This window comes from Paenibacillus sp. FSL R5-0744 (genome assembly GCF_037972555.1).
GTDB lineage: Bacteria > Bacillota > Bacilli > Paenibacillales > Paenibacillaceae > Paenibacillus_AQ.
Genome location: NZ_CP150228.1, coordinates 2874987 through 2890363, shown reverse-complemented (window position 1 = coordinate 2890363; position 15377 = coordinate 2874987). Strand labels below are relative to the sequence as shown.

General features: G+C 40.8%; 15 protein-coding genes. 3 read left to right on the top strand and 12 right to left on the bottom strand.

Translation table 11 applies throughout. The features are described 5' to 3' along the window. Positions 1–1014, bottom strand: a complete 1014-nt coding sequence (locus MKY19_RS12555) for an ABC transporter substrate-binding protein (protein WP_339803195.1) — start codon at positions 1012–1014, stop codon at positions 1–3. A gap of 210 nt (positions 1015–1224) precedes the next feature. Here MKY19_RS12555 and MKY19_RS12550 point away from each other — a divergent pair, with 210 nt between their 5' ends. Further along, the gene (locus MKY19_RS12550; protein ID WP_339803192.1) at positions 1225–1359 is read left to right on the top strand and encodes a hypothetical protein; all 135 of its coding nucleotides are present in this window, start codon (positions 1225–1227) and stop codon (positions 1357–1359) included. Between the two features lie 782 nt (positions 1360–2141). Here MKY19_RS12550 and MKY19_RS12545 read toward each other — a convergent pair. From MKY19_RS12545 to MKY19_RS12530, 4 genes are all read right to left on the bottom strand, one after another. Further along, positions 2142–4214: a M56 family metallopeptidase gene (locus MKY19_RS12545; RefSeq protein ID WP_339803189.1), complete on the bottom strand. Its 2073-nt coding sequence runs from the start codon at positions 4212–4214 to the stop codon at positions 2142–2144. Then, positions 4214–4576 carry a BlaI/MecI/CopY family transcriptional regulator gene (locus MKY19_RS12540; RefSeq protein ID WP_339270817.1) on the bottom strand — a complete coding sequence of 121 codons (363 nt, stop codon included), beginning with the start codon at positions 4574–4576 and terminating at the stop codon, positions 4214–4216. The genes MKY19_RS12545 and MKY19_RS12540 overlap by 1 nt, the downstream gene beginning before the upstream one ends. 141 nt (positions 4577–4717) lie before the next feature. After that, complete coding sequence (locus MKY19_RS12535; RefSeq protein ID WP_339803186.1) at positions 4718–5137, bottom strand: hypothetical protein; 420 nt, start codon at positions 5135–5137, stop codon at positions 4718–4720. Positions 5138–5195: 58 nt separating this feature from the next. Continuing rightward, positions 5196–5534 carry a winged helix-turn-helix transcriptional regulator gene (locus MKY19_RS12530; RefSeq protein ID WP_042187604.1) on the bottom strand — a complete coding sequence of 113 codons (339 nt, stop codon included), beginning with the start codon at positions 5532–5534 and terminating at the stop codon, positions 5196–5198. Between the two features lie 155 nt (positions 5535–5689). On the opposite strand from MKY19_RS12530, the gene MKY19_RS12525 reads away from it, so the two are divergent. Beyond that, on the top strand, positions 5690–6418 hold the full coding sequence (locus MKY19_RS12525) for an SDR family oxidoreductase (RefSeq protein WP_339803182.1): 729 nt from the start codon (positions 5690–5692) through the stop codon (positions 6416–6418). A gap of 91 nt (positions 6419–6509) precedes the next feature. On the opposite strand, the gene MKY19_RS12520 is transcribed toward MKY19_RS12525, so the two are convergent. After that, a complete protein-coding gene (locus MKY19_RS12520; RefSeq protein ID WP_339803179.1) occupies positions 6510–7331 on the bottom strand; it encodes a DUF2785 domain-containing protein in 822 nt (273 codons plus the stop codon). Between the two features lie 214 nt (positions 7332–7545). On the opposite strand from MKY19_RS12520, the gene MKY19_RS12515 reads away from it, so the two are divergent. After that, the gene (locus MKY19_RS12515; protein ID WP_339803176.1) at positions 7546–8334 is read left to right on the top strand and encodes a tyrosine-protein phosphatase; all 789 of its coding nucleotides are present in this window, start codon (positions 7546–7548) and stop codon (positions 8332–8334) included. Between the two features lie 86 nt (positions 8335–8420). Here MKY19_RS12515 and MKY19_RS12510 read toward each other — a convergent pair whose 3' ends face one another. The 6 genes from MKY19_RS12510 to MKY19_RS12485 all read right to left on the bottom strand — a co-directional run bounded on the left by MKY19_RS12510 (position 8421) and on the right by MKY19_RS12485 (position 15266). Then, positions 8421–9143, bottom strand: a complete 723-nt coding sequence (locus tag MKY19_RS12510; RefSeq protein WP_052404263.1) for a sensor domain-containing protein — start codon at positions 9141–9143, stop codon at positions 8421–8423. A gap of 126 nt (positions 9144–9269) precedes the next feature. After that, positions 9270–10409, bottom strand: a complete 1140-nt coding sequence (locus MKY19_RS12505) for a toxic anion resistance protein (protein ID WP_339803173.1) — start codon at positions 10407–10409, stop codon at positions 9270–9272. Between the two features lie 24 nt (positions 10410–10433). Beyond that, on the bottom strand, positions 10434–12122 hold the full coding sequence (locus tag MKY19_RS12500) for a VWA domain-containing protein (RefSeq protein WP_076282826.1): 1689 nt from the start codon (positions 12120–12122) through the stop codon (positions 10434–10436). A gap of 13 nt (positions 12123–12135) precedes the next feature. After that, a complete protein-coding gene (locus MKY19_RS12495) occupies positions 12136–12921 on the bottom strand; it encodes a hypothetical protein (protein WP_339803169.1) in 786 nt (261 codons plus the stop codon). A gap of 185 nt (positions 12922–13106) precedes the next feature. Beyond that, positions 13107–14342 carry a molybdopterin-dependent oxidoreductase gene (locus tag MKY19_RS12490; RefSeq protein WP_339803166.1) on the bottom strand — a complete coding sequence of 412 codons (1236 nt, stop codon included), beginning with the start codon at positions 14340–14342 and terminating at the stop codon, positions 13107–13109. A gap of 45 nt (positions 14343–14387) precedes the next feature. Beyond that, positions 14388–15266 (bottom strand): LysR family transcriptional regulator, encoded by an 879-nt coding sequence (locus tag MKY19_RS12485; protein WP_339803163.1) that lies wholly within the window; start codon positions 15264–15266, stop codon positions 14388–14390. Positions 15267–15377 lie beyond the last annotated feature (111 nt).

Here is a 15377-nt window from a genome sequence, read left to right as displayed (position 1 = left end):
TTACTTCAAGAGATTTTCAATTGCAGCATCCAGGAATCTTACTTTAGACCAAGCTGTACCACCTTGCGCCAACGGATCAATTGCATTTACAAAGACATGATTGTTTTTGACTGCATTTACGCTTTTGAAGATCGGATTCTTAAGTAAATCATCAAGTGCCGTTGCATTATCCGTATTCTCGCTGGTCTCAAACTGCAAGAAAATATAGTCCGGATTAATTTCCGCTAAAGCTTCTAGTGAAAGCTCAGCTTGAGCTTTAGTAGTTGTTATTACTTCGGGAATGGTAGCACCTAAATCTTCGTAAATAACCGGATTCAGGTAAACACCCGCTGGGTACACACACATACTACCCTCACGAATACGAATAACTAGAATTGATTTATCTTTCAACTTTTCTCCAATGTCAGCCTTTGCACTAGCAGCTTTTGCTTCATAATCGCTAATAATCTTTTCTGCTTCTGAGGTCTTTCCGGATATTTGACCTAGTAAAAGCAGATTATCTTTCCAATTCGTTGATATATGTGAATAAGGAATCATCGTTTGAATTTTATTAAGCGCACCCGACACATCTTCACCAAACTTGGAAGACCCTAAAATAACATCTGGATCTAGCTGCAAGATCGCCTCATTACTTGGAGCAAATTTATCCCCCACTAAAGATGCACCCGCTAATTCAGTTGATAAATAAGCTGGAATGGCATTTGCTATGGCTAGCACGCCTACAGGTTTCACTCCTAGAATTGCAGCATCTTCCATAGATTCCAGACTTGCAGCTACGATATTGTGAATCTCTGTAGGTACAACATAATCCTTACCTAGATATGTAATGGTTTGTTCAGTGGCAACTGCCTCCTGAGCCGCATTTCCTTTGTTATTTGCATTTCCCTCAGCTGCTACCGCTGCATTATTTGCACTTTTTGAAGCTGCGTTATCCTTTTCATTGTTACCGCAAGCCGCCAAACTCAAAGCTAAAACCGCTGATACCCCTGCTAATAAAACTTTTTTCTGATTCATTTTCTATCTCCCCATCTATATTTTATTTATCATTCTTTATAGCAAAGTAATGATAATGAGAATCGTTATCATATTAAATCATATGAGAATAATTATCAATAGATTTCTTTAAATATATGAAATTTTGTAAATTGTCAGATCATTATAAAGGGAGAAATTTCCGCAGATGACGTAATTGTTAAAAAAGGAAATGGAGCTGGCGGTGCATCCGTGTCACATGTACTGCATCTAATGCAGGTTGGTCTTCAAGAGGCGTACGCTCTGGCAAAGTTTGTCGTGCTAGATGCACTCTCTGTCGTAGTTCGGAATAAGTTTCGTAAACAGTTGGGTCTGCCAGTGGCCTAGACTCTACCATCCTATTAAGAACACCGAAGGCGTTTATGCTTGCTATAATAGAATTTTTAAAATTTCTAGATTGCGGAGAAATGTGAAATGAACTCAAGGGATGGGCCTATATTCAACTGTTGGCCATGGGGAGCCCTGTTTTTAATTACGCACACGCCTCTTTGGGATGACGGACCGAGCGAACCTTAAATCCTTAGAATACATGCTTTAGTCAAGCTTACGGACAAATGTATGCGAAAAACCGAATACAATGTGCCGACGGTAACGTAAATAAGCCAAATGTATGTGAAAAACCAAATACAATGTGCCGACGCTAACGTAAATAAGACAAATGTATGCGAAAAACCGAATACAATGTGCCGAAGGTAACGTAATCGAGACAAATGTATGTGAAAAACCGAATACAATGTGCCGAAGGTAACGTAATCGAGACAAATGTATGCAAAAAACCGAATACATTGTGCCGACGCTAACGTAATAAGCCAAATGTATGCGAAAAACCGAATACATTGTGCCGACGCTAACGTAAATAAGACAAATGTATGTGAAAAACCGAATACATTGTGCCGACGCTAACGTAAATAAGACAAATGTATGTGAAAAACCGAATACAATGTGCCGAAGGTAACGTAAACGAGCCAAATGTATGCGAAAAACCGAATACAATGTGCCGGCAGTAACGTAAAGGAGCCAGCGCCGATACACATGCTGAAAAACCCGCACTAAATGCGGGTTCTTCAGCGCTTTAAATATAAGTTCATCTTTTTTCATCAGCGGATATTTCACGGCATATATTTCTCAGCAATGCTGGTGACATATCCGTCTTTTTTAGTAATCACACACGGGGGCACAAAATCAGTATATTGCTTGAAATATTCAATAAACTCCTGCTTGCTTACTTCTTTTAGAGCACCCGTATTAGCATCAACTATAGAATATCTCGTATCCTCTGTAACCTCTAATGGATCGGTATACGTATATTTGTTGAGGATATAAAATCCATTGGGCATATCCTCATCTGGATTAATATTCAACCCTTTAAAGCGAGCGGAATCCTCCATTGTTAGCCATTCAATGTTATCAAAATCAAAGGAATGATTCTCCAGGTTAAGATTAAAAACATAGCCCATTAATATACTCTCGGGCGTGATCGCAAAATCATCAGCTGTAGCCTCATTGTCCACCACAAGCTGATCCAGCTTAACATGCTGACCCATTCCAATATCATTGCTTATATAATTCATGGAGACCTGCAAAGGATCAAGTAGTGCTGGCTCCTCCCCCTGATCCGCTAATGTCTGCAGACGGGCATAATATTCAGCTATCGTAACATCGGTTTGAGGTGTATTGTAATATTCATTTCCATTCGAATCCTTCCAGCGTTCTACGCTCCAAATTCCTGAATCTCCTTGAATAACAGGTTGGGATAACAACAGTTGGCTTGTTTCGCCTGTCGTTAAGGGGAATTTCACTAGAATATGCTTCCCACTATAAGTTTCATGCGGAAGGTGATGGTTTGCTTCAAGAAACACACGCACTGCCATTTCCTGACCGGCTGGTGTGGATATGTCATTCTCTCCACTCCTTATTACGCCCAAATATTGTGGTGTTGAATTCATAATAGAAAAAATAAGTATCGGTTTCCCCATGCTTCCTTCTTCGGTGATAAATCCATCAACCACATTTTCCGTCATCGTCAGCTTAGCTGGATCATCCGGTTTCAAGCGATATTCTAAACTCCAAATTTCCAAGGGTGTTGCAAACAGATCGTCGAATGACGCTATTTTTTCAAGCTTAGTAATTTTACTGTCAACCATCTTAACATTTGTACTATTCTCATAGCTCGTAATGTTCTGCTCCATAAATTGCTCGGCATAATCCTTTACGGTTAATGGATCATTTTTCGGATTACTTATGAGTCCGACACACAGCGCAGCCACGACTAAGATTGCGACTAAAACAACCCAAAAGGCTGGTTTTTTGTAATTCAGAATATTTTTGATTCGTCCTTTTGTATTGCTCTCGCCAAAGGCAAGCGGTGAACCACCCATAAATCGTCTTCCAGTAGATAAGGACAAAAGTGAGGTCGAGTATTCCTTTTTGATTCCACTGCCCATCTGTCTTATGACGCTTTCGTCACAGGACTGCTCCATATCATCACTCATCAGATAAAAAGCAAGCCAAACCACTGGATTAAACCAATGTATACACAGAACAACGAACGCGAGAAGTTTTATGATGTGGTCGCATCTGTGTATGTGCACTTGCTCGTGTTTGATGATATAAGCTTTTTCATGATCGGACAGACCGTTTGGAAGGTATATTCTAGGCTTAAGGAAGCCGAATACAAAAGGTGTGGAGATGCCGTTATGTTCATATACATTTTCGAAAAGAGGGGTTGCGGCTCTTAAGTTTCGTGAAAGTCGAACAGTGGCAGCAATGCTGTAGATGAGCAGCAGCCCAATCCCGATCAACCATATATATTGGCCTGTGTTAATCCACGCGTCTGAAGGATTTGAAGGGATTATACCACTTGGTGCAGCAGGTGTAGAGGGGATAGGTACGGGTGATATATTATTTACAGCTTGCTCGGATGTGTTGATTACATTTTGGATTTGAGGCATTTGTGTGTATAGCTTATTTAGAGGTGAGTTCTGCACTTCAGATGGGATAAAACTAAATATACTCTCAATCGAGAACGGACACAGGAGTCGGATCAAAACCACAGACCATAAGGCATAGGAGAATATTTTGGGAACTTTTCTTAAGAACAGCCGTGCCACGATGATAAACACAATCACATAACTTCCCGTAATGCTCATGTTTAATATATGTTCAAACAGCTGATCCACCATTACTCCTCCTTATGCTCATGGATTAGTCTTAGAACATCATCAATTTCGCTATCGCTTAATTTTCGGCTCTTTGTAAAAGCAGCCAAAAATTTGGGTAACGAACCGCCGAAGGTTTCCTTCACAAACGCATTGCTCTGCTCCGCATAAAAGTCATCCTTTTTGATAAGAGAACCTACTACCCCATTATCATTTTCAAAAATCTCTTTAGCCTCAAGTCTTTTCAACATCGTATACGTCGTAGATTTCTTCCAGTTGAGCTCGGATTCACATAACTTCACCAGATTCCCTGACGGAATCGGTTCATGATCCCATATTAATTCCGCAAATCTCCCTTCCATTTCGGTCAGTCTGAGATCCTTCAACCTTGCGCCTCCCGTTGGTCTACAATTCCTAGACCTTTCATTTGGATTAGAGTTTACAACTTGTAGACCGTTTTGTCTACAAAAAATTTCCAGCACAAAAAAAGAGACTATGTCTTTGCAAACATCGTCTCATTGTTATCTTTATAAGGGATAAAACACAGATAAGTCACGGAACAATAGTCCGTTCTCTTCTAGTCTGTTAAGCTCCTCTTCTACATCCGTTACAATATGGCTTTCTCGCTCATGAGCTGTATTGATTAACCACGGTTGCCCCTGTCTTAAAAAACAAAGATCATCGGGCACCCTAGTCTGCATCCATGAGTACAAGCACGTAGAATAGGATAGTAGGATATCGACCGCATCCGGTGAACATCTAAAATAATAAACATCTGCATAATGTCCCATAAGCCGAGTTCCCGGCCAATAATCATCTTTGACGATCTCTTTGAGAAAAGGCTGTAACCGTTCCAATAGTTCATATCCTTCTGGCTCTAACTCCATCTCATCACGTTTGACCAAAATAAATTCATCACACACTTCCATAGCTACCTGTATCAGCATCTTATAGGCCTGGCCCGTTGGGTCCTGCAAAATAGTATTTATAATAATGTCCGCCCCCCTACTTATTTGTATTATTTAAATATTCCTGATGCATCCTTCCCCAGCCACACATGCTATCCAAAACAGTAATTAATGATTTGCCATGTTCGGAAATACTATATTCCACCCTCAATGGAAGCTCATGAAAAATCACACGATCGATAAGTTGATCCTCTTCAAGCTCCCGTAGTTGCTTCGTTAATGTCCCTTGAGAGACATCTGGAATGATCCGTCGCAGTTCGCCAAATCGTTTGGTACCATCTATCAATAAAATAAATAAAATGAGCGGCTTCCACTTTCCACCGATCTTATCAAGCGTTGTAAGCACTCCGGCCAATCTCGGCTCCAGTAAATCCATGTGATCATCTCTTTCGATAGTTAATCTATTTCACAGCTAGTACGAACAATCGTACCTAGTACGAAAAAAGTGCGTACTGTGCAGAATTTCTTTTATACCTAATAATAAAAAACAGAACTTAAAAGTCCATTTAACTATGAACGGAGTAGATAAAAATGTCCAGTATTTCATTAAAAAACCAGCGAATCGTCATTATCGGAGGAAGCTCCGGAATAGGGCTCGCGACTGCCAAACAAGCGGTTGAACAAGGCGCATATGTCATAATCGCTGGGCGTTCACAAGATAAATTAGAAAAAGCTCAACAAATTCTAGGGTCCGAATCTACCGAAACTCATTCGCTTGATAATCAAAATGAAGAAGACTTAAAGTCTTTTTTTGAAAAAATCGGCAACTTCGATCATTTGTTCACTCCTGGCGCCTCTTATGTTAGAGGACCGATTACTTCAAGCTTAGAGATTGCGCATAGCTGCTTTAATGCAAAGTTCTGGCCTCAATATAATGCTGTGAAATGCGCGATCCCATATATAAGTCCAACTGGCTCTATTGTTCTGATGTCTGGCGCATTCAGTCAACGACCACTTGCAGACGGTGCCTCCTATGCAGCTTGTAACGGCGCGATTGAGAGTCTAGGAAAAGCATTGGCTGTTGAGTTAGCTCCGATTCGAGTAAATGTCATCTCCCCAGGCACCATTCATACCAACTTTAATTGGGTAGGAGCAGAACAAAAAACTAGAGACAAGTCTTATGATGAATATACGAATATGAATATCCTTGGCAGGGTAGGACATCCCGATGAAGCAGCACATACAACCATTTATTTGATGACTAATAACTATACTACGGGAAGCACCCTATTTCCTGATGGGGGTTATATTTTGCGTTAAGAAACAAAAAAAGCCCATATATCTTTTGGGCTTTTTTTAATAAACATAATCCTATGTAAGCGCCTGAATCCGTACCTAACTTTTTTCTTAATTAGGAATAGTATACTTTTTCCACTTTATATAATGTATGCTCGATAGTTGGGCAGAGATCGGCATCTACTTTATAAAATTTAACTCGAAAGTATAAACTTTTCAGAAAGTTCTTTATATTATTTTTTTGTCTAAAGGCAGGAAGAAACTCTGAATTTTTCTCCACATCACCAAAACTTTGAATCCATTGCTCTACATAAGTCTGACTAAGTATTTTTCTATTTAAAACACTAATTATGGGTCTTACCATTCTCTCATCTTCCCCATCGGAGTAAATTCGATCTGTTATGATCATCTTTTCATAAACCAAATGGAGAATCGCTATGAGGTCATTGTTATCCAGTTCGGAACATTGAGCTAAATTGTCTAAAGCATCTGCTGCATGGGCTATGGCATGAGCCCAGCCTTTTTCTTCATCATACCCGCGGTAATCTCGCTCTTCTTGTACATTGTAAAATACTTTCTCTTTTATCTGATGAATTTGCGTTCTTGAGAGAAATGGTGATTCTCTATGTCTCTCTAAGACGAGTGTTATGACTAGCATTGAGAAAGATCGAGTAAAGACAGTGTCTGTATTTGTTTCACCAAGCTTAAAATGCAAATGGTTATGATCCAAAATAACTGGAAGAAGTTGTTCTAGTTCATTTGCAGTTAGAGAATTACCAGGAATCCAATGTGATAAGATTGTATAAATCAGGTCATCACGCAGCTCGGCATCCACAGAACCGATGTTATGTATCATTTCTTGTATCAACTGGTATGTATCGGGAGGTGCTTGGTAGCCATTTTCTTTTATTACTATCAACTTTTCTTTTAAATTCATTTTACACACTCCTACTAGAATTTTTCCGTAAACAGCGCAATAACGCGACAATTAACAGAGATATTAGTTTATAAAATGTCACACTATCCTTTCGGGTTGTCGGCATTTATCATGGTACTATATATAGTATTAAGGGCAAACTTTTATTGTTAAGCGACACCCTTTCTACATTTTAGAATAGCCTATTCAATAACCAACCAAAGGTGGTACGAAAATGAACCAGAAACTAGAAACAACAGATTCTAAGCGTCGTGTTCTCCCCTTTAAAGGCGTCCTCAATTTCCGAGATATGGGCGGATACACCACCTCAGATGGCCGTAGAGTCAAATACGGTTTGTTTTTTCGATCAGCCGAATTAACAGGAATGACCGATCGAGATATAAAGCTCTTTAAATCACTTGGAATTAAGACCATATTTGATTATCGGGGAATAGAAGAAATTCGTTTAAAACCAGATCCAGTCATTCCAGGAGTTAATAACATTTGTGTACCTGCGCTAAAGCAAGAAGTGCCTGGAGACATGAGAGATGTGGTTCGTTCTGGATTCCTTGAACATTTTACGACAGACTTCTTGGTTAATATGTATTTGGATATGGCCTTTAATAACCCTTCCTTTAAGCGACTTATGGCAACCATTATGCTTCCAGATGAATTCAGTATCCTGCATCATTGTGCCGGCGGAAGAGACCGCACTGGCGTAGGATCAGCATTCATTTTCCTAGCACTTGGGGTTCCAAGAGAGACGATTATAGAAGACTATTTGCTCTCCAATCAGACACTTGGTCCTTTGAATGAGCAAATAAAAAAGCAAGCCTCACAGCATCTGTCACCGAAGGAAGTCGATACTGTTATGGCTGCGCTTATATTACGCAGAGAATTCATGGAAGCCATTTTCTCTGCCATTGACGCGCGTTATAAAAGTGTAGAGATTTTCCTCGAACAGGAATTCGGCATGACTGCTGATAAGCGCAAGCAGCTACAAGCCTACTGTTTAGAAGCTTGATAACTTATTGAGCTGTGGACTAATTCATTAAGATAGCGATAAAAGTATAAGAAGCGTAGCTCTTTAAGAGCTACGCTTCTTTCCATTTAATACTGACGTTCTTCCTCGTAGGATACAAACAACATTCTACGCTGTACATCCATCAACGATTTAATCACCCAAGTTGCGATCACAGAAACGACGAGTCCCGCTACAACATAGGAAATGTATTGCTGAGATAATGTCCAGTCGATATTAAATAAGGCAAACACACTATTCTCCAAAATATTCAAATCCATCGTTTGCAAGAAAATCTGATGTAGCACAGGTAGTGTGATCAGACCTAGCGCTGCCGCTACCACAGTTATCGTTAGTGAGAAGAAGATAATGCTGGATACGAATCGTCCCATAATCAACATGATGTTACGTGCAAACTTTGCACCATCAAAACCTAACTTCATGCGTTGCAGGAAGCCCGCTCCCTCTTGCTTCATATCCGTTCTGCGCTCTTCACTCGGTCTAGGAATATCCAGTAGTGATCTTACTAGCTCTTGCTCAAATTTCACAATGTAATCTAACCCTTTAGCTACTGCGAAAAACAAGGGTATACCGATGAAAATTGGTGTTAAAGCAATCGATAATGCTAATCCTGTCACCATAAACACGAAATATACAATCGTAATCGGCAAAGAGATTATAAAATACAACATACTCCGATAGGTCTTGGGACTTGATCGACGTTTGCCTGGTTTAGATTGTGATTTCGATTCTACGGGAATCTGCATAGAATCTACCGCTCCGATCGGCATTGTATACAACTTATCGTTCATTTCTTATGTCCTTCCTCTCACGTTATCAATTAATCTCATTATACGTGAGAAAGAGAAGGCTCAAAACAGTCTTAGGACCGGAGTCTTACCAGACTAAAGGCTAGGATGGGTTTAGACTGGAAATAGCTACAAGCCCAGCTTATTCCCCTTCTCGAGCCGCACGATCTGCTGTTCTCCGCTATCTGCCAGGTCTCTAAACTGGTTAATGGTTTCACGCATTTTAGGAAGAGCTTCCTGCTTATACGTACTTATCGAATCTAAAGCGGATAGCACATCTGTAAATGCCTGTTTTAATGTATCGACTGAAATGCTAGATTCTAGGGATTGCTTATGGATCGCCGCCCCCTGATCTTTCAACATTTTTGAGGTGCCGCTTATTAGCGTGTTGGTTGTTTGATTTAGGAGTTCAATCTTTTTCAAAACAATTCGTTGATTATAGAGTGCACTGGCCACCGTAACGGAGATTTTCAGGGCAGAAACCGTAACATTTCTAGCTCTGTCCACCCCTCTAATTAGCTCTTTATTATTTCGTATAACCACTTCAATCGCCATAATTCCCTGCTGATTTACTACCAGCATCTGTTGCAGATCCATCACACGCTGCCGCAGAGGAAACAACACCTCCTCCGTTATGAACTTTACTCTTTCTTCAGACTCATTACGTAGCTTGGCTGCATCTAGCTGAGCCTCAATCTCCTGATCCATCAGCATTCCTAGCTGAATTTCTTTCTGCAGTTTTTTAGTGAGCTCTCTAAGCGATTGCTGCTCAAACTCTAATGTAGTGTTATCATTTTTCAATACGGTTTTGCCTTTATCTAAAGAAATGATAATATCTGAGATTACAGCATCTGCTTTTTGATACTTCGCAAAATAACTCCGCAATGGGTTAAAGAACTTCCCTAGAAGACCACTTTTGGCAAAATCCACTGCGCTTGGGTCTAAATCTTTCAACTGGAGGTTTAGTTCCGTTAATCCTTTAGCTACTTGCCCGCCTTCATCCCCCGTTTTTGATAAATTCCCTACAGAAACTTGCAAAAGAGAGTTCTTGTCTGAAGACGATCTCATGGTGCTCATCCCGAAGCTGTCTATGGATTGCAGCACTTCTTTTCGCTTATCCAAAGATTCTAAATCCAGCTCCAAAATCGTCGAGACATTGGTTATCGCCATTTCCTTCAGTTGCGTTACTTCCTGTGGCTCAGGTTTAACCTGTTCTTCAATCGCTGATTTCAATTTCTCCGGACTTACCACTTCCATCGTAAAAGACATAGAACCCCTCCTAAAAGTTGTAACTTACATTTGAACATTAAGCAGGTTTCCGATTTTATAGACTACGTCGTCTGTATCCGCGTTGATGTTAGCCGCTTCATTAATACTTGAAATGCTCTCCAGTGCTTTAATATTTGCGTTGTAGCCAATGGTGTAAATCGGAATTTTGTAGGTTTCAATTAAGCCCCTGATATCATTCAGTGAATGTCCTTCATTCGTCTCTCCATCACTTAATACAAAGATTAAAGGTTTGATTTCCGGGTTTATCTTCATTTCGTCTTGAAGCATTTTGAGTGCCACCACAATTCCATCAAAAGTCGCTGTCCCCCCATTCGCCTGAAGACTATCTATTGCCCCAACAAACATCGACTGCTGATTCGTGTCATATTTGCCAATTGGAAGATTTATCGTAACGTTATCGGAGTAGGAAACAAAACCAATACTATTATCTTTGCCTAAGTATTTCTGTCCTGTTAATAATGATTGCTTTAAACGATTTAAAGGCTCACCGTTCATGCTACCTGAGACATCAGCTACAAATACTGCCGCAATGGGTTTATTGCCGTTTTTCTTCTCCTTCCACAGCTTTTGAGCCGAGGATAAAAGACTGCCATCCACTGGATTAACCTCCGAATGATAGTCATTCAGTCCATTAAAACCTTTTTCCTCACCCAAACGCTGATACTTATCCTGTTCAACAAACTCCGCGAATTTCTTAATAATGTCCAGCTTCTCTTGTGGAAGATCACCTAATGCGTAAAGAGGGCTGTCATGCCTTACACCAAAAGGAGTAAATACATAACTACCCTTTAGTTCGGGGGCATTTGCGTATATTTGGTACTCTAATACAAAAGCATCCAGCTTCCCCGTTTTAGCCGCATCACGCATTTGTAAAGTAGTCGATGCGATAAAAGGTACATTCGCTTGGAATTTCTCAAAGCCCTGAACCGCTTGCTCTCCAAGCAAATCAGAGCTGTCAAACGTCCCAAGTGCAGTCACAAGAAAATTCAAACCTGTTGAGCTGGCAAAAGGATCTGTGTAACCCATAGATAATTCATTATTCGCTATCGCATCAGTAATCGTCTTAACGTTTAAAGAACCATACTTTTCTACTAACTCATCATATTTCGTTTTATTCGTGACAATACCAGCTACATTACCAATAAGACGATTGGTTATAAGCTGCGTATTCATTCCGTTCGCTTTTACCATTTCACCCCATAACTCATTGGATGGTGTAAACGCATCTGGTATATATTTACCAGACCTTATGTAATCCGTCGCTGTTCCTGAAGCAATATTGCGAATTTTTACTGAAACAGGTAATCCGTTCACTTCTATATTGGAACTATTAAAGTCTGTCGCCACTTCATTAAGCCATCCATCATTACCCGTTCCTGATTTCTCTGTGGATGAAAAGATTTCGACAAAGCTATCCGTTGTATTGGTTACTGATATAGGAAATTTAGAAATATCCGGCAAGGAATCACCAATCGCTACAGGATCAAGGTCGATTTGTCCTTTAACTTGCTCCGCGATATTTACGTTAATTTTTTTATAAAGTTTTTCCAGCCGCTTTCCTGCATCTTCTGACGAAACCTCAGTAGTGGTTTTACCTAAATTAGATGTTAAGGTGATCCCAAAATACACAAGAGCAAAAACTACCACTGTTATAATCCCGAGGACTAAAAATGTTCTCCCTTTCCTAGCCATTCGCATCTTCCTTTCATTGCTTATAGAATTTCGTCTGTTTGATCAATTCATCGATCTCCTTCATACAAGGCATATCTTCAACATCTTTATAATTCGTACTGTCTAATAGCGATATTTCGAGAAGTAATTGATCTAACTTCAGCAAAATCTCTTCGTTTGCACCGAGATAACCTGTTACATAAGCCAAATATTCATTGTATAGCGCTGTTTTTTTCTGCACCAATTTATCCGAGAACTGCGCAGATCTCTGCTGACTGGCAAAAAGGGAGAATTCCGAAGCGTCAAAAACACTTAACTTATTAAGTATCCCTCGAATATTCAGATAGAAAAGCTTCTCTACTTCATAACTGACCGCACCAAACTTCTTGAAGCTTAGCTCCGACTGCTCAAATCTCTGACCAAGGATAACCATTAACGTATTTTTCTTCTTTTCCATTCGAATGACCTGATCCAAAGCCAGTGTAATGTCCTTCTTCAGCACCTTTACATTTTTGTATTGCGTGAGCGCTGCTATATAATCCTCATACGTCTTTATCTCTTTTACAGGTGGAACCACCGAAGCTTTAAACAGCAAATTATAACTTCCATAAAGGACAACAAGAAGACTGATCACTACTAATGTCACGCCAAAGGAAGTCTCTAGAACGCTTACTCCCCCAATTTCGACCCCTAATAACCCTGGTGACAAAACGATAATATTCAGTAACACCACGCCAACTATAAGTCCTAATAGCTTTACGGATCTCGCACCGTTCAACATAAACACCTCCCTAACCGATCCGGTAACTTTTTCCATCATTTGCTTTATTTTATCAGAAACTAACTCACCATACTCCTTTTATTTACAAAAAAACTAATTTTCCGCAGATGATCTCTGCCCCTCGTTGATTCACTTCTATATATATGGAAATATTTCTGTGATTACATCCCTAATCACAAAAAAACCTTAACAGGCCCAAGCCCATTAAGGTTAAGTAAACTCATTTATACCCAAGCGTCATTCGAATAGCCTCGTTGCTCCCAGTATCCTGTATGCTCTCCCTCGATCAGTTCAATCCGGTTCAGCCACTTCACTGACTTGTAAGCGAACATTTTGGGGACAATTAGCCGAACCGGTCCACCGAGATCGCTCGGAATCGGTTTCCCATCATGCATCACTGCGACCATAACATCGTCCATATCCGCCTGCTCCAGCGTAAGGGTATCTGTATATACTCCATCCCCTGAGTAGAACTTCACTGTCTTTGCAGTGGACTTCACACCAGCCAGTTGTAGAAGATCCTTCAGCTTGATGCCCTCCCAGGTATTCTTATAGACGGACCAACCTGTCACGCAGTGAAAATCACTCACTTGAACCGTCCGTTGCAATTGAACGAATTGCTCCCAATTCCATGTAAAGCTCTGATCAACAAGACCATCCAACTTAAAGGACCAATTATCGTTCGTGAACTCAGGAATAGGGGTTACAGTATAAACACGGAATTGACCCTGCGACCCACCTCCAAGAGGCGGTGACGATGCCGCCAGTGGCTGCGGTGCTGGCAACAGCTGATTGCGGTCATTCTCGATTAATTTATCGATCGTTTCGCTGCCACCGATGTTTCCAATCGAGCTGCCTAACCATTTTACAAATGAGGGTCCGATTGTAAGGGCAAGCCCTACACCGATCGTCCCTCGAATGAAAGCTCTACGTGTATAGACTGGCTGCGGAGTATTCTGAGATGTTGCAATAGCACTCCCCTCGCTCTTGATGGTCCGACGATTCGGCTCCTTCAACCACTTCACACGAGTCAATGAGTGATAGATAATGTAAGGCAGTCCAATCCAAGTCAGGACATCATGAACGACCAATGCAAGATTAGATACTTGCGGTCCTACCGTACGAAACTGCCATAACAATACACCAGAAACGAACCACCCAAGCAACAGGAAGAGCACAACAAGTACATTGAACCGCTGCCAAGGTTTTTCCTTTAGCTGTTTCCAATGTTTACTGGCCAGCAGAAGATAATAGATCACTGGAAGGATAGATGCAATTCCTACCACAATATGCAAGCCTTTAATCCATACCCTGCCTTCACCGAGGAAACCTCGCCAGAAACCGCCTACTAGCACAAGCCCAGTCAAGGCCAATATCACGACGATCCAGCCGTTCCAGGTGTGAAGTGCACGCAGCTTTTTCCCGTATCCCTTACGTAGCCGACCAAGCAAATCACTCATAGCTTAGCCTCCTCCTCATATGTATGATCCCGCATGCGATATAATTTAGTCCAATAAGGTTAGAAAGGACTTTGATGCAGCAGAGAGTGGAACCCCTCGAAGAGTCGCTATCCCGATGTTACGCTCTGGAAATGGCGGATCTAAAGGGATTTCTACAAGCTCCCCACTTTTTAATTCTTCCCTTACATAATCACGAATAACAAAAGCTAGACCAAAGCCACGCAAAGCGAACTGAACAAGAAGATCTACACTGCCTAGTTCAAACTCTGGTTTTATCGTCACATGATTGGAGGCAAGAAACCCATCTATATATTTTCTAGTGCTGCCTCCTGGCTCCAGAAACAACAATGGGTACTGCTTGATGTTTGAAAGCGGCATCGTATTATCCGCTAAATGACGGAAGCCCTTGCCTCCTACAAGACAATCTTGGAGCCGTGTACTCTTACGAAATTCAATCTGCTTGTCAGATGCCGGTAAGCTTACGATGCCGAAATCAATTTTGCCTTCTTTTAAAAGCGTGAGCGTTTCCGGTGTTGTTCGATTCGTAATATGAATACGTACGTTAGGATATTGTTCATGATATTGCTCGAGATAAGATAACAAGTAATATTTGCAGAGGGTATCACTTGCACCGATATGAATCTCCCCACTATTTAAATTGTTCATTTCAGCAATCGCTCGCTCACCCATCTCCACATTCTGAAAGGCTTGCTCAATGAATCGCAGCAGTACTTTTCCTTCTGTTGTTAGATCCACCCCTCTAGAGGTACGGAAAAATAAGGGGCCGCCCATCTTTTCTTCCAATTGCTTAATCGTGTGACTCACCGCGGGTTGTGTGATATTCAGCCGTTCTGCTGCCGCAGTTAAGCTGCCTGTTTGTGCTACCCAATAAAAAGAGCGATACCATTCCAAGTTGATGTCCATTCCCAAGTCATTACCTCACCTTATAATAGATATTACATATATCAATTTTTCTAATGTTATATCTAGCATTATACTTAGAGCTGTAGCCAATCACAAGCTTGGGAGGTAATC

What these genes read in the sequence shown, in the direction of transcription:
- MKY19_RS12520 (WP_339803179.1), bottom strand. Translation starts at nt 7,331, where the DNA reads ATGAATTTAAAAGAAAAGTTGATAGTAATAAAAGAAAATGGCTACCAA.
- MKY19_RS12510 (WP_052404263.1), bottom strand. Translation starts at nt 9,143, where the DNA reads ATGAACGATAAGTTGTATACAATGCCGATCGGAGCGGTAGATTCTATG.
- MKY19_RS12505 (WP_339803173.1), bottom strand. Translation starts at nt 10,409, where the DNA reads ATGTCTTTTACGATGGAAGTGGTAAGTCCGGAGAAATTGAAATCAGCG.
- MKY19_RS12530 (WP_042187604.1), bottom strand. Translation starts at nt 5,534, where the DNA reads ATGGATTTACTGGAGCCGAGATTGGCCGGAGTGCTTACAACGCTTGAT.
- MKY19_RS12525 (WP_339803182.1), top strand. Translation starts at nt 5,690, where the DNA reads ATGTCCAGTATTTCATTAAAAAACCAGCGAATCGTCATTATCGGAGGA.
- MKY19_RS12490 (WP_339803166.1), bottom strand. Translation starts at nt 14,342, where the DNA reads ATGAGTGATTTGCTTGGTCGGCTACGTAAGGGATACGGGAAAAAGCTG.
- MKY19_RS12500 (WP_076282826.1), bottom strand. Translation starts at nt 12,122, where the DNA reads ATGGCTAGGAAAGGGAGAACATTTTTAGTCCTCGGGATTATAACAGTG.
- MKY19_RS12485 (WP_339803163.1), bottom strand. Translation starts at nt 15,266, where the DNA reads ATGGACATCAACTTGGAATGGTATCGCTCTTTTTATTGGGTAGCACAA.
- MKY19_RS12535 (WP_339803186.1), bottom strand. Translation starts at nt 5,137, where the DNA reads ATGCTGATACAGGTAGCTATGGAAGTGTGTGATGAATTTATTTTGGTC.
- MKY19_RS12545 (WP_339803189.1), bottom strand. Translation starts at nt 4,214, where the DNA reads ATGGTGGATCAGCTGTTTGAACATATATTAAACATGAGCATTACGGGA.
- MKY19_RS12515 (WP_339803176.1), top strand. Translation starts at nt 7,546, where the DNA reads ATGAACCAGAAACTAGAAACAACAGATTCTAAGCGTCGTGTTCTCCCC.
- MKY19_RS12555 (WP_339803195.1), bottom strand. Translation starts at nt 1,014, where the DNA reads ATGAATCAGAAAAAAGTTTTATTAGCAGGGGTATCAGCGGTTTTAGCT.
- MKY19_RS12495 (WP_339803169.1), bottom strand. Translation starts at nt 12,921, where the DNA reads ATGATGGAAAAAGTTACCGGATCGGTTAGGGAGGTGTTTATGTTGAAC.